We start from the raw sequence: 20,055 nt of genomic DNA on the forward strand, positions 1-20,055 counted from the left end.
TTTATAAAGTACTACTTTAATTTCAGTTCAGCGCCTGTGCTCGCTCGATGTGTCCAGGACATGGGCATCCCCCAGCGTTGAAATGTGCACGGTGCTGCCGGTCGGCGGTGCGCCAAGCCCGGAGCTGCGCACCAGCAACGAGCGGTGGGTGGTCTGCCCGCTCACCGCACACACCTGTGGGTGCAACTCGACGGTCAAGGTGCAGACGTTGCCGCCGAAGTCGCGGTCGGTGATGACTCCCAGGCAGCCGTTGACGTGGCGACTGTCGCGGGTGTCGGGCACCACCTGCAGTTGCTCGGGGCGCAACATGATGTCGGCGGCGCCGCGGTGATCCGGGTTGTTGACCGGAATGCGCCCCAGGTCGCAGGTGGCCCAGCCGCCGTCGACCTGGGCCGGCATCACCACCGCATCCCCCAGGAACAAAGCGGTCTGGGTGTCGACGGGCCGCAGGTACAGGTCCATCGGTTGCCCGGCCTGAACCAGTCGACCTTGGCGCATCACCGCCAGTTGATCGGCAAAGGACAGCGCCTCGGCCTGGTCGTGGGTCACCAGGACAGTGGTGATCCCTGCCTCCGACAGCAACGTGGCCACCCTCTTGCGCAGGGTCGCGCGCAAACCGGTATCCAGCGCCGAAAAGGGCTCATCCAGCAGCATCAGGCGCGGCCGTTGTGCCAGGGCCCGCGCCAGGGCCACACGTTGCTGCTGGCCACCGGAAAGCTCATGGGGCCAACGGTTGGCCATCCGGGTCTCCAGGGCGACCATTTCCATCAACTCCGCGATCCGCTGTTGCTTGGACGCTGCGGTGCCAGGCAAGCCAAACCCGATGTTGCCAGCCACCGTCATGTGCGGGAACAGTGCGCCGTCCTGGGGCACGTAGCCGATCAAGCGCTGGTGCGCCGGGACCTGGGTGGTGGCGTCGACCAGGGTCTGGCCGCTGAGTTGGATACTGCCGGTATCGGGAAACTCGAAGCCGGCGATCATCCGCAGCAGGGTGGTCTTGCCCGAGCCGGAAGGCCCGACGATCGCCGTGCGGCTGCCGGCTGGCACGCTCAGGTTGACGTGGTCCAGTGCAGTCACGTTGCCGAAGGTCTTGTGGAGGGCATTGAGTTCGAGAGCGTTCATCGGCCAGCCGTACGTTTGGATTGGTGGTAGAGAAGGGCGGTCAGCGGTAGCGACAGCAGGATCATGATCAGTGCGTAAGGAGCCGCCGCGGCGTAGTCGATTTCGCTGGTCATGGCCCAGAAACCGGTGGCGAGGGTGCGGGTGCCGCTGGGGGCGAGCAACAGGGTAGCGGTCAGCTCATTGGTGATTGCCAGGAACACCAGCGCCGCGCCCGCCGCCGCACCGGGGGCCGCCAGGCGCAGGGTTACCCGCCACAGCGCCTGGCTTGGCGAGCGACCGAGGCTGCGGGCGATGTTTTCCAGCTCGACCGGGGCCTGGGCGATACCGGCGCGCAAACTGACCAGGGCGCGGGGCAGGAACATCAGCAGATAGGCCAATAGCACCGTGGCCAGGGTCTGGTAGAGCGGTCGGGCGATATGGATGGTGAGGGTGACGAGGGCCAGCGCCACCACAATGCCTGGCAGCGAACTGGTGATGTAGTTACAGCTCTCCAGCACGCGTTGCAGGCGTCCGGGCGCGCGGATCGACAGCCACGCGATGGGGACTGCCGCGGCCGTGGTGATCAGCGCACCGGCGCTGGCCAGCAAGAACGTCTGTTGCAGCGCCGGCAGAATCTCGGCCATGCGCCACACCTGCAGGCCACCGGCGATCAACCATTGCCCCAGGGTCACCAACGGTACGCCCAGGGCCAGCACGCTGGTGATGACCGGCAGCGATAGTGCCAGGCTTTTGCGCCATCCCGTGAGTCGATGAGTACGCTGTGTCCGGGCACTGCCGGAGCCCACGCGCGCGTAACGGGCGTGGCCACGGGCCGCCGCCTCGACACAGAGCAGCGCCAGGCAGCACAGGGCCAGGACCCCGGCCAGCATGTTCGCCGCCGGGCCGTTAAAGCTCGACTGGAACTGATCGAAGATGGCCGTGGTAAAGGTGTCGAATCGGATCATCGCGTACAAGCCGTACTCGGCCAGCAGGTGCAAGCCCACCAACAACGCCCCTCCGCAGATCGCCAGGCGCAACTGCGGCAACACCACCTTGAAGAACACCGCCGTGGGCTTGAGTCCCAGGGACTGGGCAACATCCTCGATGGCCGGGTCCAGGCGTCGCAAGGTGGCCGCCACCGGGAGATACAGGAAGGGGAAGTAGGCGATCACCGAGACCAGGACCCCGGCGAACAAGCCGTGAATGGGCGGCACCAGGCTGACCCACGCATAGCTGTGGACAAACGCCGGCACCGCAATCGGTGCGGTTGCCAGCACCGACCACAGGCGTCGCCCCGGCAAGTCGCTACGTTCGGTCAACCAGGCCAGCGCCACGCCCAGCACAATGCACAGGGGCAGAGTGATCAGCACCAGCAGCAAGGTGTTGATCAGCAACTCGGCCACCCGCGCACGGAACACCAACTGGACGACAGTCGCCCAGCCGGTCTGGATCGAAATGCCGATGACGAACGCCAGCGGCAACAGCGCCAGCAACGACACCGCAATGGATACCACGACCACCCCGCGCGCGGCGCCGGATCGCCGGCGCGACGCCCGGCCGCCAATGGGGGTTGCTGGCGCAACCCCAGCGATGTCCTTCAATACCAAGGGCTCGCTCATCGACTTACAGCAGCCCGGCCTGGGTCATCAACTCGACCACCTTCTTGCTGTTGAGTTTGGAGGCATCCACCGCCGGTGCGTCCAACTGCGCCAGGGGCACCAGTTTGGGGTTCGACGCCGCGCCTTTACCAACGGCGTATTCGAAGGAGTTGCCGGTCTCGAGAATCGCCTGGCCATTCTTGCCGGTGATCCACTGGAGGAATGCCTGGGCCTCTTGCTGGTGCTTGCTGGAGGCCAGGACGCCGCCACCGGAAATGCTCACGAATGCCCCCGGGTCCTTGTGCTTGAAGTAGTGCAGCGCAGTGTTGTTGCTGTTCTCGCCGGTTTTGTTTTGATCGACGAAGGCGTAGTAGTGATAGATCACGCCTGCATCGGCCTGCCCGGCATTGACTGCTTTGAGCACCGCGCTGTTACCACGGTAGGCCGTGGCGTTGGCTTTCATACCCTTGAGCCAGTCCAGGGTGGCGGCTTCACCCTTGAGTTCGAGCACGGCGGCCACGATGGCCTGGAAGTCCGCACCGGCTGGTGACGCGGCCCAGCGACCTTTCCAGGCGGGCGTGGCCAGGTCCATCAGCGACTTGGGCAGTTGGGCTTCGGTCAGCTTGCTTTTGTTGTAGACAAACACGGTCGAGCGCGCCGCGATGCCCACCCACTTGCCCTGGGCTGGACGATACGCTGCACCGACCTGTTCCAGGGTCGAGGATGCCACGGGCGCTAACAGCCCGGCGTTGCTCACCAGCGCCATGGCCGGGGAGTTCTCGGTGAGGAACACGTCCGCCGCAGAGGCGCTGCCTTCCTGGACCAGTTGGTTACCCATTTCGCTGTCGTCGCCATTACGCAGGGTGACTTTGATTCCCGTGTCGCGGGTAAAGCCCTCGACCCAGGCCTTGGTCAAGCTCTCATGCTGGGCGTTGTAGACGACGATGCCTTCACTGTCGGACGCGGCATAGGCATGGCCAGCCCCCAGCAATGCGGTTGCCAGCAACGCGGTCTTTAGAAACGAAGGAAGGCGAGGGTTCATTATTAAGCTCCAGCAAAATAGTTTAAGAATCGGATGGGCGAGCCTTGAAGGTGTTCCTGCGGCATTGCGTACGACTCGCCAAACAATGCGAATCATTCGCAAACCCTGGCGGACAATTTAGGGTGGCGGATGAGAAAAAAACATTAAAAGAATGTTTAATAAGTGTTGTTCGTATTTAGATTCTGGCATTTAGAAGCAAAAAAAGTCGAACACCACGGACATGGCGTTCGACCTCTGGGCAGCGCCTAGGGAAGGGTTGGAATGAATGCCACGCTGGCGTCGGTGCGTGGGTGCAGCAAGCGTTCGCCGTTATCGGGCTGGGTCACCACCACCTGGTGATCGGTCCCCAGGTAGTCCAATGGCAGCGGTTCGCCGCGACGATAGTGGGCGACGATGATGGTGCGCCGGGGGTTCCACGTCTGGCCGCTGGTGTGCTCCAGCCAGGCCATGAACTGCGCACTGCTGCCCTGGCGGGGAAAGTCCTGGGAGGCGGCTACGTAGTAGAACGGGGCGCCGTGGTTTTGCAGGTACATCGGCACTTTGTTGTCGACGTCGACCATGACCATGCGCCATTGATTCCACGGGGCGATCCGGCTGGCCTGGGCCTTGACGTCGTCGCCGAACTGCATCACGCCACCGCCGCCGTTGCTCCAGGGCGCGATGATGCCCAGCACCAACAACACCAGCGCGCCGGCCACGCCGAAGCCGATGCGCCAGCCACGACCGACCCGCGCTTGATCCCACTGGCGGGTGACCCACCAGGCGGCCAGCAGTTGGGCGAACGGCACCAGCGGCAACACGTAGTAGCTGCGGCGACTGCCACTGGCGGTGAAGAATAGAAACAGCAAGCCCAGGCTCCAGACCAACCAGCGCGCGTTTGGCTCCAGGCCGCGCCAGTTGCGCGCCGCCACCCACAGCCCCAACAGCCAGAACGGGGCCCAGGGCAGGGTGTAGACCGGCAGGTAAATCAGGTAGGTGTAAATCGGCCCGAACTGGTCGAACGGCTGGAAGAAGCGCACCACGTTCTCCCGGAACACCAGCCCCAGGCCGCTTTGGCCGTAGGTAGGTGCACCGTAGAAGTGCGACAGCACGAACGGCAGCCCATACACCGCCGCGCCCACGATCAACGCGGCGCACAGGCGTAGGTTGAGGTGACGTCTCCAGCGCCCGTCGTGCAACAGATGGGGCAGCAACACCAGGCCTGGCAGGATGAAGCCGATCAAGCCTTTGAACAGCGAGGTGATCGACAACAACAGGAAGAACACGCAGTAGCGACTGAGTCGCGTGTCGTCCGGCCCGCGCCAGTACCACCAGATCGCCGCCAACACCCCGCAGACCGTGAGGATATCGGCGGTCGCCACCCGCGCCCAGAACACGAAGTAGAAGGTCGTGGCCAACATCCAGCCGGCGATCAGGCCGGTGCCACGGCGAAACAGCTGTTCACCGATCAAGTACACCAACCAGACACTCAGCCAGGCGGCAATCACCGAAGACAGGCGCAGGGACCAGTGCCCCAGGCCGCCGGTGAACCAACTGGCGGCAGTAATCAGCCAGTAGGAGGGCAACGGCTTGTCGTAGTAGGCGCCGCCCATGAGGTATGGGTCGAAATAGTCAGCGCTTTGCAGCATCTGCACGGCGATGTTGGCCCAGCGGGTCTCCGGGCCCCACAGCTCCCGGCTGCCCAAGCCCAGTAGTAGCAACAGTGCCGAGGCGGCCAGCAGGATCAGTAGCGCGCGCGTGTCGTTGTGCCGCGAGGTCATGGGGATCGTCCGGTGCCAGGGTCAGGGTTGTTTCGCGAAGATCAGGATCTGCAGGTTGCCGCGTCGATAGCGCTGGCCATCGATAGGCAGCAGCGCCACTTCCTGCTCCTCGGCAACATTGTTGACCCGCATCACCACACCGACCGAGCCTTTTTTACGGGCCTCTGTCATCCATTGCTGGACCCCGGCCATGTCCACTTTGCGCGACTGCGCTTCGGGGAACGAGGTGCCGTATTTCAACTCGCCAACGGTGTTGTACAGGTCCACCTGGGAGCGCTTTACCCGCCACGCCAAGGCCGACGCCGCACCCAGGTCGTTACTGAGCAGGGACGAGGTTTCACTGAGCGCCGGCAGGTGCTCGGCAATGAACTGGTCGGGCATCTTGCTGTTGACCACCGTGGCCGGCATCGCCGCGGGCAGCAGCGCCACCAGCAACCAGATCCCCAGCGCCGGCATGCCCCAGAACACCAGTGGGCGCAGGGCTTGCAAGGCGTTGGCGAGGATCCAGCCGACCAGCACGATGAAGCCCAGGGACAGGGCAAACATCTCGGTGTTTTCAAACAGTTCGCGGGTCAATTGCAGGTAGATCAAGACGATCAGCGCAACCAACGCCATGGCCGCGTTCAGCAGGCCGTTGATGCGGATTGCCCGGCCGTGTGCCTGGCTGACCTTGTCCATCAGCGTGTTGGCCATCAGCAACGCCAGTGGCAGCAGGCACGGCATGATATAGGTCGGCAGCTTGCCCTTGCTCAGGCTGAAGATCGCCAAGGGCACCAGGAGCCACAGCAACAGGAAGCCGGTACCGGCCTGGGTTTTGGATTTCCAGGCCTGGGCCAGCGTCGAGGGCAGCAGCGCCGCCCACGGCAGGCACGCCACCACCATGATCGGCCCGAAGAACCACCACGGCCGGGTGTGCTGGGCGTCATCGGCGGAGAAACGGCGGATGTGCTCGTTCCAGAAGAAGAACCGCCAGAAGTCGGGCTCCTGGCTGTGGATCGCCAGGGCCCAGGGCAAGCTGACGACAATCGCCACCACCAGTGCCACCGGGCCATAGCGCAGCAGTTCACCAAAGCGCCGTTGCCAAATCATATAGGGCACGGCCACCACTACCGGCAGCAGCCAAGCGAGAAAGCCCTTGGTCATGAAGCCCATGCCGCAGGCCAGGCCCACCAATGCCCAGGCGCCGAGCTTGCCACGCACACTGCGGTTGTCCAGGGCGAACCACAGTGCAACCAGGCTCAGGTTGACCCATAAGGTGAATTGCGGATCGAGGTTGGAGTAACCGGCCTGGCCCGCCACCAAGCCAAAGCTCATGTAGAGCAGGGCGGCCGCGAAGCTTTTGCGCGGATCGTTCCATAGACGACGGGCAATCAGGTAGGCCAGCCAGACACTCAAGCCGGTGCTGAGCGCCGAAGCAATCCGTACCCCGAACAGGTTCTCGCCAAAGATGGCCTGGCCGATGGCGATCATCCAGTAGCCGGCCGCCGGTTTTTCGAAGTAGCGAAAGCCCATGAAGTGTGGAGAGACCCAGTCACCACTGTGCAACATCTCCTGGCTGATCTGCGCGTAGCGCGGTTCATCGGGAATCCACAGGCCGTGGGTCATCAGGGGGAGCAGGTAGAACAGGCCGAAGGCCAGCAGCAGGCAAGGTAAACCCCAGCGCTTGATCATTTACCCATCACTCCTTGTGGTTGACTGGACGCTTGCCAGTGCCCGGCAGGCGCACGCAATGCTGATGGTAGATAGGTTTACGGGTGCTCTTCATGAGACGGCCTTGATATTGAATGACAGTAAAGTGCGTAACTTTCCCCGGCGCGAACGCTCGCGCAGCGAGTTACCCTCTGGCAGGCAAAGTGTTTACATATAAAAGGGATGAGTCTACGAAGCACAACCTGTCCGGTTGCTGTAAGGATCTATGACGTCCCTGCTACACAGGCAACTCTAGTTCAATTGCCGGATGACGCTCACTGTGTGGCAACGCGTTGACGCAGCACAGTGCTCCAGTCTGCGGAGTTGATCGTTCCGAGTACCTTCAGTTGCCCTTCGGCTGTGATCGAAACGAACAGTGCGCTGGTGTATTGGCTGGTCGCGGCATGCTTGAAGCCGGTCTGGGCCTCGAAGTCGCTGATGCAACCGCTGTGCGTCACCAGCACCAGATTGCGATGTGCGGTCTTGTGCGCCACGACGTCGTCGCGCATGGTCTTGCCGCATTCCACCAGCCAATCCTGTTTGGCGGCCTCTTTGCCAAACATGTACTGCGCGGTTTGCAGGGTGCGCGTGGCGGGGCTGCTGAACACGTCCGCCCGCTCCATGCCCAGGCCATTGAACCCGTGGCCCACGTCGGTGGAAGCCATGCTACCGACTTGAGTGATGCCATCGGCAGGGCCCAGGCAAGGGTTGGTCGACTGGTCGCAACGCTCGGCGTGGCGCACCAGCACGGCAATCTCGCCCGCTTGCCAGTGCTCGAAAAGCTGGGACTTTGCCAGTTGATTGCCATCTGCCAGCAACACGGGGGATCTTGTCCACCAGACCAGCCCCATCACCAGCGCGCCGACAAGCACGACGCCTGTCACTAGCGCCAGTTTCATGAACTTGCGCTTGATGGGCTGCCGGGACGGCGCCATGGGCAATGCGGGGCTCACCATGCCTTTCACCAGTCAGTAATCCTTGATCAATAAATATGAGTACCGATAAGCAAAGGCAGTCCAAATAAAACAACCCATGGCCCATCTGTGAGGGGAATGTAGAAGGTAGCAGGTGGGGGAGAAGTGAAACGGATGTGAAAAATTCGATGACGAAAATAACGCTGCATATACAGTTGCAAATCATTTCAATTAAGTGACATCGCCAGCGCACACGGCATGCAGTTATTACATGATGTGCATACCTTCAATTAATCTCTTGAAGACGCAAGTTTAGGGGCGGGTTTATCTCTCGGATTTAGCTTACATACACTGTAACGCGTTGGGTTTAAGAGAAGCTGAGGCGCCCCGGCCCCATCATCGACCGTTGGGAGTACGCACTTGAAATGGATGCCCTGATCACCGCCGCCGCACGTGCGTTGGCCGCAGGCGACCCGTTGGCGGCGCTGGACCGTGTCGCCCTGCGCGAGGATGCGCCTGCGCTGGCGTTGCGTGGCATCGCCATGGCGCAACTCGGTGAGTTTGCCCGCGCCAGGGCCTTGCTCGAAAAATCGGCGCGGGCCTTTGATCCCCATGAACGGGTGGCCCGTGCCCGCTGTGCCGTCGCGCAGGCGGAGATCGCCTTTGCCTCGCGCGACCTGGGGTGGCCGACCAAGGCCCTGGAGGCGGCCTGCACCACCCTTGAGCGCCAGGGCGACCGCATCAACGCAGCCCATGGACGCTATCTCACCTTGCGTCGCTTGTTGTTGATCGGCCGGCTGGATGAGGCCGAGCGGCGCCTGGCTGAATTCGATCCGGAGTCCCTGCCTGCGGCCTTGCAGGCCATCCACGCCCTGATCGTCGCCGGGATCGCCCTGAGGCGCCAAGATGGCCAAGCGGCGCGCACGGCATTGCGGCGGGCCACATCGGCGGCCCACCGTGCGGCGATCCCGGCGCTGCGCGGGGAAGTCGAAAGCGCCTGGCAGCTCCTCGATGCCCCGGCGGCGCGCCTGATGCGTGGGGGGCACGCGCAGCTTGTGCGCTTGGAGCAGGTGCAAGCGTTGCTGGGCTCGGGCGCCCTGGTGCTGGACCTGCGTCGGCAACTGGTACAGCACGCGGGGGTGGTGGTTTCCCTCGCTGGCCGGCCCGTGCTGCTGGCGCTGCTGGCGATGGTGGGACAACACTGGCCCGAGGCCGTCACCCGGGAAACCCTGATCGCCGAGGTGTTTCGCCTGCCGCATCCAGACGAATCCCAGCGGGCGCGCTTGCGCGTGGAAATCGGTCGACTGCGGCGATTGTTGCGGCCACTGGCGAGCCTGATCGCAACCCCGCGCGGCTTCGCCCTGGTGCCGCAGGCCGCTGACGTGGCGGTGCTGGGTTGGCCGGTCGACGGCCCCCACACGGCGGTGCTGGCGGTGCTGATGGACGGCGAGTCCTGGTCCAGTTCCGCCCTGGCCCTGGCCCTGGGTGTCAGCCAACGCAGCGTGCAACGGGCGTTGGACAGCCTGGCCGCGGCCGGCAAGGTGCAGGCCTTCGGCCGCGGGCGGGTGAGGCGCTGGGCGACGCCGCCCGTGCCTGGATTCGCGACGACTTTGTTACTCCCGCTGCCGTGGTCTTACTGATTAGCCTGTACTCACCCACCCACGAGGAGAATGTCAGCATGAAACGTTCAACAGCCAAAATTGTGCGTGAATACGGGCCCTTTGCCGGGATTGAAGGTGTGCACGGCGTGACCTGGGACGGTGAGCGCGTCTGGTTCGCCAGCAACGCAGGGCTTAATACCCTGGACCCGCAGGACGATCAGCCCCAGCTCAAGTTCAGCATGGCCGCCGATGCCGGTACGGCCTTCGATGGCCAGCACCTGTACCAGATCGCCGAGAACCAGATCCATACAATCGACCCGCACAGCGGGCGCATCCTGGGCTCCATCCCGGCGCCGGGCGGCAGTGATTCGGGGCTGACCTGGGCCGAAGGCACGCTGTGGGTAGGCCAGTATCGCGACCGCAAGATCCACCAGATCGACCCCGCGAGCGGCAAGATCCTGCGTACCCTGGAGTCCAATCGCTTTGTCACGGGCGTGACCTGGGTCGACGGCGAGTTCTGGCACGGCACCTGGGACGCCGACGAGCAATGCAGCGAGTTGCGGCGAATCGACCCCAACACCGCCGAAGTCCTGGAAACGGTCGAAATGCCGGCCGGCGTCGTGGTCTCGGGCCTGGAGTCCGATGGGGGCGACACGTTCTACTGCGGCGGCGGCTGGCACGGCGAACTCAGGGCCGTCCGGCGACCTCGCTGAACCCGCCACCTGTGGCGAGCGATCCTGCTCGCCGCAGGGCTTTCCACACGCCTGCCACGTCTGCGCTGCCGGGCTTGATCGTCGTGCTACGGGGTGGGCTCGGCCGTGCAATGGGTCTCCCCGCTGCCGGGCTTCTGGAACAGCGCGTCATTGCCGCTGGACCAGAAACTGTACTCACCCAGGCCGTCGGTGCCGGTGTAGCGCTGGTCCGCCGAACTGGGCATCTGGATCAGGCTGGCCGAGCTGGCGCCCCACTTGAGGTAGACCACATCGGGCCTGGCCCGGAAGAAGGTCGCGGCCAGCGGCACGCTCAGGCCGGCGCAGCGAAACGCCACGGGGCCATCCGTGAGGCGGTCCGGGTCCTTGGTCCGGGCAATGGCCGAACCTTGGCGCAACTGATAGGCCCGCTCGGCATAGCGGGCGAGGGTGCACGACTTGGGTTGTGCCTGGGCGGCGCACTGGTTGCGTTCCAGGGCCCAGAACTGCTGGGCGTCGACCACCTTGTCCGGCGGCGGTACCGCGTGCACGTCGGTGAGCACCAGGCGGTACAGGCGCGTCAGTTCCTTTTCCATGCGCAGCAGTTGTGGATCGCGGCACACCAGTTTCTCGATGACTGCCGTGGTCGTGGCGCAGTTGAAGCTGGTCGTGGGGGCCGGGGTGAAGGTCTCGGCACGGCTGCCGTCAAGGGCCGCCAGGGTACTGGCAGCGAGCAGGCAGGTGCACATGCGCTTGGCCGCGTTCATTGCAGTTCACTCGATTCAGGTCTCTACAGGTTAGAAGGCTGTGGCGAAAAGGTGAGGGTAAAGCAGGGAGAAAGGCCTCCGGATGTCGAAGAAAGCGAGTGGCGAGCAAGCTCGCTCGCCACAGGCGGTGTGTCACTTTTGGGCGCATGCCTGGGCGTTTCAGTAGCACGGTGAGGTGTTACGCGCGCTTCATCGCGTTACGCGTAGCGGGCAATTATCTGCTTAATCAATAGCTTGAGTTTTTGGCGAGGCAATGGCGCGCATTTTGCTTTTATGCATCCGTGGATAATTGGATACAAAAATACAAAAGGTCATGACATGCAGCCTGCCAGCGCTTTTGCCGAACGCCAACCCGTCACTGCCGAGGAGGAGGCCTACAGCTTCATTCTCGAAGCCATCTGCTGCGGTCGCTACGCCAACGGTGCGCGCCTGATCGCCGACGATATCGCCGGTGAAATCGGCATGAGCCGCATGCCCGTGCGCGAAGCCTTGCGCCGCCTCGACGCCCAGGGGCTGGTGATGCTGCGCCCCAATCGCGGCGCTATCGTCAGTGGCCTGAACATTGATGAACTGCATGAGGTGTTCGAGATGCGCAGTGCCCTCGAAGGGCTGGCCATGCGCGTGACCGTGAGCAAGATCACCGTGCGCCAGGTGGCGGCCCTGGAGCGCTTGCTCGACGAGATGGACGACTACCGCGACGAAAGCGCCGAGTGGGTGCGCCGCCATCGGGCGTTCCATGAGTACCTGTGCAACCTCAGTGGCCGGCCCCGGCTGGTCAAGCAGATTGCGGCGCTGTATTCGCTGATCGAAGCCCCCATGCGCCTGTGGTTGCAGCACGTCGAAAAGCCCCTGAGCGCCCGCCAGGAACACGCGTTGATCCTCGATGCCCTGCGCGCCGGCGATGCGATCCGCGCTGAAGCGGTGGTGCGCGAGCACATCGAAGGCACCGTGCCGGAACTGATTGCCTTTCTCCAGGCGGATACATAGAAACGGCCCTAGGGCCACCAACACACCCGTGGGAGCGAGCCTGCTCGCGATAGCAATGGATCAGTAAACATTGAACGTGAATGTGCTGGCCTCATCGCGAGCGGGCTCACTCCACAAATTGAGTGCCGCGTTCCCGTCGTACCGCTCCAGCCAACCCCCTCATCAAGGAGTTCAAGATGCGTTTATCCTCCCTGGCCATCGCCCTGTGCGCGGCCACCTCGCTGACTCACGCCCAAGCCGCCGAGCCCGTGGTGAAGATGTACAACTGGTCCGACTACATTGCGCCCGATACCTTGAAGAACTTCGAGAAGGACAGCGCCATCAAGGTGCAGTACGACATCTTCGACACCAACGAAATGCTCGAAGCCAAGTTGCTGTCCGGGCACTCGGGCTATGACGTGGTGGTGCCATCCAGCCAGTTCCTGTCCAAGCAGATCCGCGCCGGGGCCTACCAGCCGTTGCAACGTGACCTGCTGGCCAACTGGAAACACCTGGACCCGCGATTGATGCAGCGCCTGGAAGCGGCCGACCCCGGCAACCGCTATGCCATCCCGTACATGTGGGGCACGGTGGGCATCGGCTACAACGAGGAGAAAGTTCGCGCCGTGTTGGGCAAGGACGCGGTGCTGGATTCCTGGTCCATGGTCCTGGACCCCGTCAACCTGGCCAAGCTCAAGAGTTGCGGCGTGGCCTTTCTCGATGCGCCGGTGAAGATCATCCCGCAAGCCCTGTTGTACCTGGGCCTGGACCCCAACAGCACCCGGCCTGACGACTACAAGCAGGCGTCGGCGCTGCTCACCCAGCTCAAGCCTTCGGTGACCTACTTCAGTTCCTCCAAGTACACCGCCGACCTGGCGAACGGCGACATCTGCGTGGCCATCGGCTACTCGGGCGATGTGATGCAGGCCCAGACCCGCGCCAGCGAAGCCGGGAAACACATGGACATCCGCTACCTGATTCCCAAGGAAGGGGTGAACCTGTGGTTCGACATGCTGGCCGTTCCCAAGGATGCCGGCAACGTCGCCGACGCCCATAAATTGCTCGACTACCTGCTGCGCCCCGAAGTCATCGCGCCGGTCAGCGACTACGTGGGTTACGCCAACCCCAACAAGGACGCCACCGCCCTGATGGACCCCAAGGTCAGCGGCAACCCGGGGATTTACCCGAGTGACGAGGTCATCAGCCACGCGTTCGTGTCCGCCGACTTGCCGGACAACATCCAGCGCCTGATCACCCGGGAGTGGAACCGGATCAAGTCCGGTCAATGAATGGAAGGCTGTCCACCGGGATGCGATGACCCACTCGTGGCGAGCGAGCGTGCTCGCCACGGGGTGTTGCGGTCTTGAGTGAACAGCGTCCAACCCATGAATAAGCGTTTTGACGAGTGTTGAGCATGTTGAGTTTTTCTGCCCACGAGTATCCCTATCCCTCGCAGCGCCAGAGCGTGTTCGCCCGGCGCGGCATGGTCGCGGCCTCCCAACCGCTGGCCGCCGAGGCCGGCATCGAGATCATGCGCCAGGGCGGCAACGCGATCGATGCGGCGATTGCCACCGCGGCGGCCCTGACGGTGGTCGAACCCACCGGCTGCGGCCTGGGCGGTGATGCGTTTGCCCTGGTCTGGACCCAGGGCCAGTTGCATGGCCTCAATGGCAACGGCCATGCGCCGGCCGCCTTGAGCATCGACGCCGTGCAGGGCGCCGGTCACGGCAAAATGCCGACCTACGGCTGGACGCCTGTGACCGTGCCGGGCTGTCCCTCGGCCTGGGCCGAGTTATCCAAGCGTTTTGGCAAGTTGCCCTTTGCCCAGCTGTTGCAGCCGGCCATCAGCCTGGCGCGCGACGGCTTCCCGGTGTCGCCGGTGGTCGCCCATCAATGGCAGGTGGCCCTGGAGGAGTTCAGCCCCCATCGCGACGCAGTGCTTGAGCCGTGGTTCGACACGTTCCTGATCGAGGGGCGTGCCCCCAAGGCCGGGGAACTGTTCCGCAACCCGGCCCAGGCCCGGACCCTGGAAGAACTGGCCGATAGCGCCTGCGAAAGCTTCTACCGTGGCGCACTGGCCGAGCGTCTAGACAGCCACTCCCGCGCCACGGGCGGCTACCTGCGCGCCAGCGACCTGAAGGACTACCGCGCCCAGTGGGTGGAGCCGATCAGCATCAACTACCGCGGCTACGACGTGTGGGAGATTCCCCCGAGCGGCCAAGGCCTGGTGGCGCTGATGACCTTGAGCATCCTCAAGGGCATGGACTTCGATCACCGCGACAGCCAGCTCACCTGGCACCGCCAACTGGAAGCGATGAAGCTGGCCTACAGCGACGGCTTGCACTACATCACCGACCCGCTGCACATGCGCGTGGCGGTGGCCGACCTGCTCAGCGAGGCCTACAGCACGCGGCGCCGGGAACAGATCGGCGAACGCGCCCAACCGCCACAGCATGGCGACCCCCACGCCAGCGGCACGGTGTACCTGGCCACGGCGGACGCCGAAGGCAACATGGTGTCGTTCATCCAGAGCAACTACCACGGCTTCGGCTCGGGCGTGGTGCTGCCCGACAGCGGTATCGCCCTGCAGAACCGAGGGGAGGAGTTCAGCCTCGACCCCTGCCATGCCAACTGCCTGGCCCCGGGCAAGAAGACCTTCCATACCATCATCCCGGGGTTCCTCAGTCGCGCTGGCGAGCCGGTCGGCCCATTCGGCGTCATGGGCGGCTATATGCAGCCGCAGGGGCATGTGCAGATGGTCATGAACCTGGTGGACTTCGGCCTTAACCCACAAGCGGCCCTCGATGCACCGCGCTGGCAGTGGCTGGGCGGGATGAAGGTGGGCATCGAACAGGGCGCCTCACGGGACTTGGCCAACGCCTTGGCCCGACGCGGGCATCAGGTGGAGATCGCCAGCGACCTGACGGACTACGGACGCGGGCAAATCATCATTCGCGACCCGGTCAGCGGCGTGTTGTGTGGCGGCACGGAGCCGCGGGCTGATTCACATATCGCGGTGTGGTGAGGAGGTAGCACAGCATTGAGCGCCGCCACGCGCACCCAGCAACCGGATCACACAGACCTGCCATCAGCGACAACGCCCCTTCGACAGGGGCGTTGTTCATTAGGTAGCGAGGAGTCCTGACACGCGCTGCTTCGAACTCAATGCGCGGCAACGGCCTGCGCGGGCTGTGCACCCGGTTGCGTACGAATGATCATGAGTCCTGACGCCGCAATGACCAGGGGCACGACCAGCGCCATGTAATAGCCCGCCGGGCCGCCGTGTTCGAGAAACCAACCGCCACTGGCCGAGCCGATAATGGCCCCGACTCGACCCAGGGCAATCGCCCAGCCGGTCGCGGTGGCACGCAAGGCCGTGGGGTAGGCCTGGGCAACCATGTAGTTCAAGACGATTTGTTGACCACCAATACCCAAGCCCGCACAGCCGGCGAGGATGAACACCAGTGTCCAGTTGTCGCCGCTGTTGGCCAGTCCGAGGCACAGGACAATGCCGAAAAGGAACAGGGCGAGCAGCAATAGCCGGGTGTTGACCTTCGGCAACATGATCGACAGGGGAATGGCGCACAGGACAAATACCGCATTGACCGCAACGGTTCCCATGGGTGCTTGGTCCACGGGCAGCCCGGTGGCCTTGAGCACGGTGGGCAGCCAGGACAGGAACATGAACCAGGCCACCCAGTTGAACAGGTAGATGGTCCAGATGCCCACGGTATTGCGCGCGAGTCCGCCGCGGAACAGGGAGGTCACGCGGGTTTTTACATCCATCTCCGGGACACTGAACGTGCTGTTGGCCGGTAGTGGGCTGTGGGTGATGGCTGTGACGATGTGCTCGATCTTGTGCCGACTGGCCACAGGGCGGTGCCGGGTTAAAAAGTACAACGACTCCGGCAGGGCAACTATCAGGACCACCATCAGCAGCAGTGGGACGATACCGCCGACGGCAAAGATGCCTTGCCAGCCAATGGTGGGCAGCATTTTGGCGGCCAACAGGCCCCCAAGGATGGCACCGGCCGGTAGCCCGAGCAAAACGGTGGTCATGATCGTGCCACGGTGTTTCGCGCTGCCGTATTCGGCCGCCAGGGAAAGGACCACGGGTGTCGCCCCGCCCATTCCGAGCCCGGCAATAAATCGCAGCACCAGGATCTGGTCCGTGGTCTGAGCAAATGCCGTCGCCAGGGACGCGAGACCAAACAAGGCCACCGAGCCGATAATCACAGGCCTGCGGCCAAATTTATCGCCCATCAAGCCCATCGTCATGGCGCCGAGCACCATGCCGACGATGCCGGCGGTCAGGATCGGGGCTAACGCCCCAGGGCCCAGTCCGAATGCCTGGGTGATCGAGGGACCGGTGAAGGCAATCGCCTGGGTATCAAATCCGTCGAGGATGGCGACCAGGAAACACAAGCCAAAGACTCGCCACTGAAAAGCGCTTAATCGAGTCCTGTCGATTAGCTCGGGTATGGAATAGTGAGTACTCATGGACGCTCCGATCAAAGGCATTTTTTATCGTTTTTGTGCGCAGGCAAAGCCCGCAGCGTCACAAGCTAAGTTGGATGCTTGCCTGGGTCTAATATCGTTTTGGTGCGCTACGATACCTGGGAGGTATGGCTCACTTACTGCTCCTTGTGGGAGCGAGATCGGCTTGCCGGCGAAGGCGGCCTATGCGGGTGGTGTACATATCCGTTGCTGCGGTAACGGCTGCTGATGGTTTTGCCCTTACGGCGAGTCCCTTTTGGCAAACGCCGGAGTGCCGGCCCAGCCCAAAGGAACCAAAAGGTCTCGCCCCGAGCGTTCGGCCCCTCGCTCAGCCTACCGAAGGGGCGGGTGGATCAAGAGCTGCAGGCGAGCTACCGCTCGGCCTGTTGAGTGGTGAAGGGCAGGGTGGGGTGGCTGGGAGTCTGGTGGTGGTTTTGCTTTTGGTGGGAGCAACCGTCTTAGCCATGCCGCTCGTCACCGCCATCGCGAGCAGGAACCTGGGTTGAGCCCGTAGGAGCGAGGCTTGCCCGCGAACCGGCCAGCCCATTCAACATCGATGTTGTCAGGCTTACCGCCTTCGCGGGCAAGCCTCGCTCCTACAAGGAATTGAGCTGCTCCCCGGATGTGTGTTCGCCGTGGACCAGGATGGGGCTCGCCCGCGAAGAGGTCGGCACAGTCAACATCATCATTGACGGACCCACCGCTTTCGCGAGCGGGCTCGCTCCCACGGGGATCCGTGTCGAGCGCCGGATTTACATTCGCTGAGGACCCGCGTGGGAGCGGGCTTGCTCGCGAAAACAGAGTGTCAGTCACCATCGATGTCGACTGACAGCCCCCGTTCGCGAGCAGGCTCGCTCCCACCGGTTGGGTGTTTTAGCTGGTCGGGATGAACCTGTCGCAGGTTCCTTTTGATCGGCTGAAAACGCTTAGGCGTTGGCGCGGATGCAGGTGCGCAACGCTTCGACCAAGCTTTCCAGCTCGTCTACAGTGGCATCGAACGGCGGTGCAAAGACGGCTTGATCCCCCGACCAGCGCAAGTAGTAGCCTGCTTCGTAGAGTGCCTCGGTGATGCGGTGTCCGCGAATCCCTGGCTGTCCTGGGATGCTGGCGAATTCGACGCTGCCGGAGAAGCCGATGTTGCGGATGTCGATGACATTCGGCTCGTCTTTCAGGGAGTGCAGCAATGCCTGGAACACCTGCTCCTTCTCGCGCACCTTATCGGCGACGCCTTCGCTGGAAAACACCTCCAACGCCGCGAGGCCAGCGGCCACCGCCACCGGGTGGGCGGAATAGGTATAGCCGTGGAACACGTTGTTGGTGAACTCCGGTTGGTCCATGAAGGTGTTGTAGATCTCGCTGGACATAATGACCCCACCGAGCGGCTGGGTGCCGTTGGTGACGGTCTTGGCGAAGGTGATCATGTCCGGGACCACGCCAAAGCGCTGTGCCGCAAAGTTGGCCCCCATGCGCCCGAAACCGCAGATCACTTCGTCGAAGATCAGCAGGATGCCATGCCGGGTGCAGATGTCGCGCAGGCGTTGCAGGTAGCCTACCGGCGGCACGAGTACACCGGTGGAGCCAGCCATGGGCTCGACGATCACGGCCGCGATGTTGGACGCATCGTGCAGCGCCACCAAACGCTCGAGATCGTCGGCCAGGTGCGCGCCCCAGGTGGGTTGTCCCTGGGTGAAGGCCATGTGCTCGTGGCTGTAGGTGTGCGGCAGGTGATCGACGCCCGGCAGGGTCAGGGTCGAGAACATCTTGCGGTTGCCGACCATCCCACCGACCGATATGCCGCCAAACCCCACGCCATGGTAACCGCGCTCGCGGCCAATCATGCGAGTCCGTCCGGCGTTGCCTTTGAGGCGGTGATAACCCAGCGCGAGCTTCAGCGCGCTGTCGACCGCATCGGATCCGCCCGTGGTGTAGAACACGTGATTGAGAGGGTCCGGGGCAAGCGCGGCGATTTTCTCGGTCAGGGTGAACGCTGCTGGATGGCTCATGTAGAACGCCGAGACATAGTCCAGTTGGGCCACCTGCTTCTGTACCGCTTCAACGATTTTCGGATGGCCATGCCCCATGCCGGAACACCACAGGCCTGAGAAACCATCGAATACCTTTTTGCCATCGCTGGTGTGCAGGTAGCTGCCTTGGGCACCGACGATCAGGCGTGGCTTGAGCTTGAACAGGGGATTGGGGGTGAAGCCGATGAAGTAAGAGTTCAGTTGTGCTTGGGTCAGTGGGGTATTCATGGCGCGTTCCTCCGGGATTCATGGTCGTGGACGCAGAGAAGCTAACCAAGCCCGCAATGGGTGCATAGAGCCACTTTTGCTGACTGGCTAGGGCCATCCAGCATCCGCGCCGCCCCGTATCAGTACGCGGGATAGCGGGTCGCGCGCGGTTCTGGGGGCTTTCCAATTGGCTATACGCAGACCGAAAAAGTGGCTCTATTGCCCAGCGCCCATGACTCTTATTGTCCATCCCAGACAAACCACAACGTGCCTTTAACGAGCTTGGAGAAAAACAATGAAAACGAAGCTGCAGAAAGCCAAAGGCTTGGTGAGCGTGACCCTTGCTGTGATTGCAACGCTAGGCACACTGAGTGCTCGGGCGGACCTCGAACAGATCAAGGCACGCGGTTACATGACCGTCGCGACAGAGGACGACTACGCGCCCTACAACTTTGTCGTCAACGGCAAGCCTGAGGGCTTTCACAACGAGTTGCTCATTGATCTCAAGGCGTTCGCCAAGGCGAAAGGCTTTGATGTGCGCCAGGAAATCCTGCCTTGGACCGGGTTGTTGGCGTCGGTTTCCGCGGGTCAATATGACGTCGCCTTCACGGGCGCCATCGTCACCGATGACCGTTTACGGGTGTTCGATTTTGCCCCTCCGTTCGCCACCGCCCAGCATTACTTCGTCAAGCTCAAGCGCGACAACGGCATCACCCAGGACATCAAGAGCCTGTGCGGCAAGCCGGTGGGCGTGCAGGGCGGCAGTTCCTTTGAAGCGCGCTTGCCAGAGCTGGTCAACATGCTCAAGGGCGCCGGCTGTGATATCGGCCAAGTGGTCAAGTACCAGACCTATCCGGAAGCCTACGCAGACCTTGCCAACGGTCGGGTCGAATACGTCATCAACTCGCTGATTGGGGTGAACGACCTGATCAAAGTGCGCGGCAACCTTTTCGAGAAAGGGTTTGCGGTGACCGCCGGCGGCTTCAACGCGTGGCCGGTGTCAAAAAACAACCCGCAAGTGCTGCAGTTCTACACCCAGTTCATGGATACGGTTCGCCAGAATGGCCGACTGGCCGCGCTGCAAACCAAATGGTTTGGCGAGTCCTTTGCCGATTTGCCTACCGGGCCCATTACCAGCGTCGACCAGTTCCATGAGCTGGCGGGCATCCAGTAACGCGTTTCCCACGTCACGTTCGATTC

The 20,055-nt window shown here is 63.0% G+C and carries 15 protein-coding genes; 6 read left to right on the plus strand and 9 right to left on the minus strand.

The window, feature by feature from the left end:
- Positions 1 to 27: 27 nt before the first annotated feature.
- From BMW74_RS17435 to BMW74_RS17460, 6 genes are all read right to left on the minus strand, one after another.
- Positions 28 to 1,122, minus strand: a complete 1,095-nt coding sequence (locus tag BMW74_RS17435) for an ABC transporter ATP-binding protein (RefSeq protein ID WP_093424156.1) — start codon at positions 1,120 to 1,122, stop codon at positions 28 to 30.
- The gene (locus tag BMW74_RS17440; RefSeq protein ID WP_093424159.1) at positions 1,119 to 2,720 is read right to left on the minus strand and encodes an ABC transporter permease; all 1,602 of its coding nucleotides are present in this window, start codon (positions 2,718 to 2,720) and stop codon (positions 1,119 to 1,121) included. The genes BMW74_RS17435 and BMW74_RS17440 overlap by 4 nt, the downstream gene beginning before the upstream one ends.
- Positions 2,721 to 2,724: 4 nt before the next feature.
- A complete protein-coding gene (locus BMW74_RS17445; protein WP_093424168.1) occupies positions 2,725 to 3,741 on the minus strand; it encodes an iron ABC transporter substrate-binding protein in 1,017 nt (338 codons plus the stop codon).
- Between the two features lie 245 nt (positions 3,742 to 3,986).
- The gene (locus tag BMW74_RS17450; RefSeq protein ID WP_093424173.1) at positions 3,987 to 5,501 is read right to left on the minus strand and encodes an ArnT family glycosyltransferase; all 1,515 of its coding nucleotides are present in this window, start codon (positions 5,499 to 5,501) and stop codon (positions 3,987 to 3,989) included.
- 21 nt (positions 5,502 to 5,522) lie between these two features.
- Positions 5,523 to 7,172, minus strand: a complete 1,650-nt coding sequence (arnT, locus tag BMW74_RS17455; RefSeq protein WP_093424176.1) for a lipid IV(A) 4-amino-4-deoxy-L-arabinosyltransferase — start codon at positions 7,170 to 7,172, stop codon at positions 5,523 to 5,525.
- A gap of 293 nt (positions 7,173 to 7,465) precedes the next feature.
- Positions 7,466 to 8,146 carry a lipopolysaccharide core heptose(II)-phosphate phosphatase PmrG gene (locus BMW74_RS17460; RefSeq protein ID WP_371911769.1) on the minus strand — a complete coding sequence of 227 codons (681 nt, stop codon included), beginning with the start codon at positions 8,144 to 8,146 and terminating at the stop codon, positions 7,466 to 7,468.
- 383 nt (positions 8,147 to 8,529) lie between these two features.
- On the opposite strand from BMW74_RS17460, the gene BMW74_RS17465 reads away from it, so the two are divergent.
- Both BMW74_RS17465 and BMW74_RS17470 read left to right on the plus strand, forming a co-directional pair.
- Complete coding sequence (locus BMW74_RS17465; protein WP_093424179.1) at positions 8,530 to 9,744, plus strand: helix-turn-helix domain-containing protein; 1,215 nt, start codon at positions 8,530 to 8,532, stop codon at positions 9,742 to 9,744.
- A 38-nt stretch (positions 9,745 to 9,782) separates the two neighbouring features.
- Positions 9,783 to 10,418, plus strand: a complete 636-nt coding sequence (locus tag BMW74_RS17470; RefSeq protein ID WP_093424182.1) for an NHL repeat-containing protein — start codon at positions 9,783 to 9,785, stop codon at positions 10,416 to 10,418.
- An 86-nt stretch (positions 10,419 to 10,504) separates the two neighbouring features.
- Here BMW74_RS17470 and BMW74_RS17475 read toward each other — a convergent pair whose 3' ends face one another.
- On the minus strand, positions 10,505 to 11,161 hold the full coding sequence (locus BMW74_RS17475; RefSeq protein WP_256562597.1) for an MliC family protein: 657 nt from the start codon (positions 11,159 to 11,161) through the stop codon (positions 10,505 to 10,507).
- A 318-nt stretch (positions 11,162 to 11,479) separates the two neighbouring features.
- On the opposite strand from BMW74_RS17475, the gene BMW74_RS17480 reads away from it, so the two are divergent.
- From BMW74_RS17480 to BMW74_RS17490, 3 genes are all read left to right on the plus strand, one after another.
- On the plus strand, positions 11,480 to 12,148 hold the full coding sequence (locus BMW74_RS17480; RefSeq protein ID WP_093424186.1) for a GntR family transcriptional regulator: 669 nt from the start codon (positions 11,480 to 11,482) through the stop codon (positions 12,146 to 12,148).
- 176 nt (positions 12,149 to 12,324) lie between these two features.
- The gene (locus tag BMW74_RS17485) at positions 12,325 to 13,416 is read left to right on the plus strand and encodes a polyamine ABC transporter substrate-binding protein (RefSeq protein ID WP_093424189.1); all 1,092 of its coding nucleotides are present in this window, start codon (positions 12,325 to 12,327) and stop codon (positions 13,414 to 13,416) included.
- A gap of 125 nt (positions 13,417 to 13,541) precedes the next feature.
- Positions 13,542 to 15,152 carry a gamma-glutamyltransferase family protein gene (locus BMW74_RS17490; protein ID WP_093424191.1) on the plus strand — a complete coding sequence of 537 codons (1,611 nt, stop codon included), beginning with the start codon at positions 13,542 to 13,544 and terminating at the stop codon, positions 15,150 to 15,152.
- 137 nt (positions 15,153 to 15,289) lie between these two features.
- On the opposite strand, the gene BMW74_RS17495 is transcribed toward BMW74_RS17490, so the two are convergent.
- Positions 15,290 to 16,552 (minus strand): MFS transporter, encoded by a 1,263-nt coding sequence (locus BMW74_RS17495; protein WP_256562599.1) that lies wholly within the window; start codon positions 16,550 to 16,552, stop codon positions 15,290 to 15,292.
- Between the two features lie 998 nt (positions 16,553 to 17,550).
- Positions 17,551 to 18,876: an omega-aminotransferase AptA gene (locus BMW74_RS17505; RefSeq protein WP_093424200.1), complete on the minus strand. Its 1,326-nt coding sequence runs from the start codon at positions 18,874 to 18,876 to the stop codon at positions 17,551 to 17,553.
- Positions 18,877 to 19,150: 274 nt separating this feature from the next.
- On the opposite strand from BMW74_RS17505, the gene BMW74_RS17510 reads away from it, so the two are divergent.
- On the plus strand, positions 19,151 to 20,029 hold the full coding sequence (locus BMW74_RS17510) for a transporter substrate-binding domain-containing protein (protein ID WP_093424205.1): 879 nt from the start codon (positions 19,151 to 19,153) through the stop codon (positions 20,027 to 20,029).
- Positions 20,030 to 20,055: the final 26 nt, after the last annotated feature.

Source organism: Pseudomonas sp. ok272, assembly GCF_900109995.1.
Classification (GTDB): Bacteria; Pseudomonadota; Gammaproteobacteria; order Pseudomonadales; family Pseudomonadaceae; genus Aquipseudomonas.

Bases quoted from the DNA above. Each gene is read 5' to 3' on its own strand.
- BMW74_RS17435 (WP_093424156.1), bottom strand. From the start codon at position 1,122: ATGAACGCTCTCGAACTCAATGCCCTCCACAAGACCTTCGGCAACGTG.
- BMW74_RS17440 (WP_093424159.1), bottom strand. From the start codon at position 2,720: ATGAGCGAGCCCTTGGTATTGAAGGACATCGCTGGGGTTGCGCCAGCA.
- BMW74_RS17445 (WP_093424168.1), bottom strand. From the start codon at position 3,741: ATGAACCCTCGCCTTCCTTCGTTTCTAAAGACCGCGTTGCTGGCAACC.
- BMW74_RS17450 (WP_093424173.1), bottom strand. From the start codon at position 5,501: ATGACCTCGCGGCACAACGACACGCGCGCGCTACTGATCCTGCTGGCC.
- arnT (WP_093424176.1), bottom strand. From the start codon at position 7,172: ATGATCAAGCGCTGGGGTTTACCTTGCCTGCTGCTGGCCTTCGGCCTG.
- BMW74_RS17460 (WP_371911769.1), bottom strand. From the start codon at position 8,146: ATGGTGAGCCCCGCATTGCCCATGGCGCCGTCCCGGCAGCCCATCAAG.
- BMW74_RS17465 (WP_093424179.1), top strand. From the start codon at position 8,530: ATGGATGCCCTGATCACCGCCGCCGCACGTGCGTTGGCCGCAGGCGAC.
- BMW74_RS17470 (WP_093424182.1), top strand. From the start codon at position 9,783: ATGAAACGTTCAACAGCCAAAATTGTGCGTGAATACGGGCCCTTTGCC.
- BMW74_RS17475 (WP_256562597.1), bottom strand. From the start codon at position 11,161: ATGAACGCGGCCAAGCGCATGTGCACCTGCCTGCTCGCTGCCAGTACC.
- BMW74_RS17480 (WP_093424186.1), top strand. From the start codon at position 11,480: ATGCAGCCTGCCAGCGCTTTTGCCGAACGCCAACCCGTCACTGCCGAG.
- BMW74_RS17485 (WP_093424189.1), top strand. From the start codon at position 12,325: ATGCGTTTATCCTCCCTGGCCATCGCCCTGTGCGCGGCCACCTCGCTG.
- BMW74_RS17490 (WP_093424191.1), top strand. From the start codon at position 13,542: ATGTTGAGTTTTTCTGCCCACGAGTATCCCTATCCCTCGCAGCGCCAG.
- BMW74_RS17505 (WP_093424200.1), bottom strand. From the start codon at position 18,876: ATGAATACCCCACTGACCCAAGCACAACTGAACTCTTACTTCATCGGC.
- BMW74_RS17510 (WP_093424205.1), top strand. From the start codon at position 19,151: ATGAAAACGAAGCTGCAGAAAGCCAAAGGCTTGGTGAGCGTGACCCTT.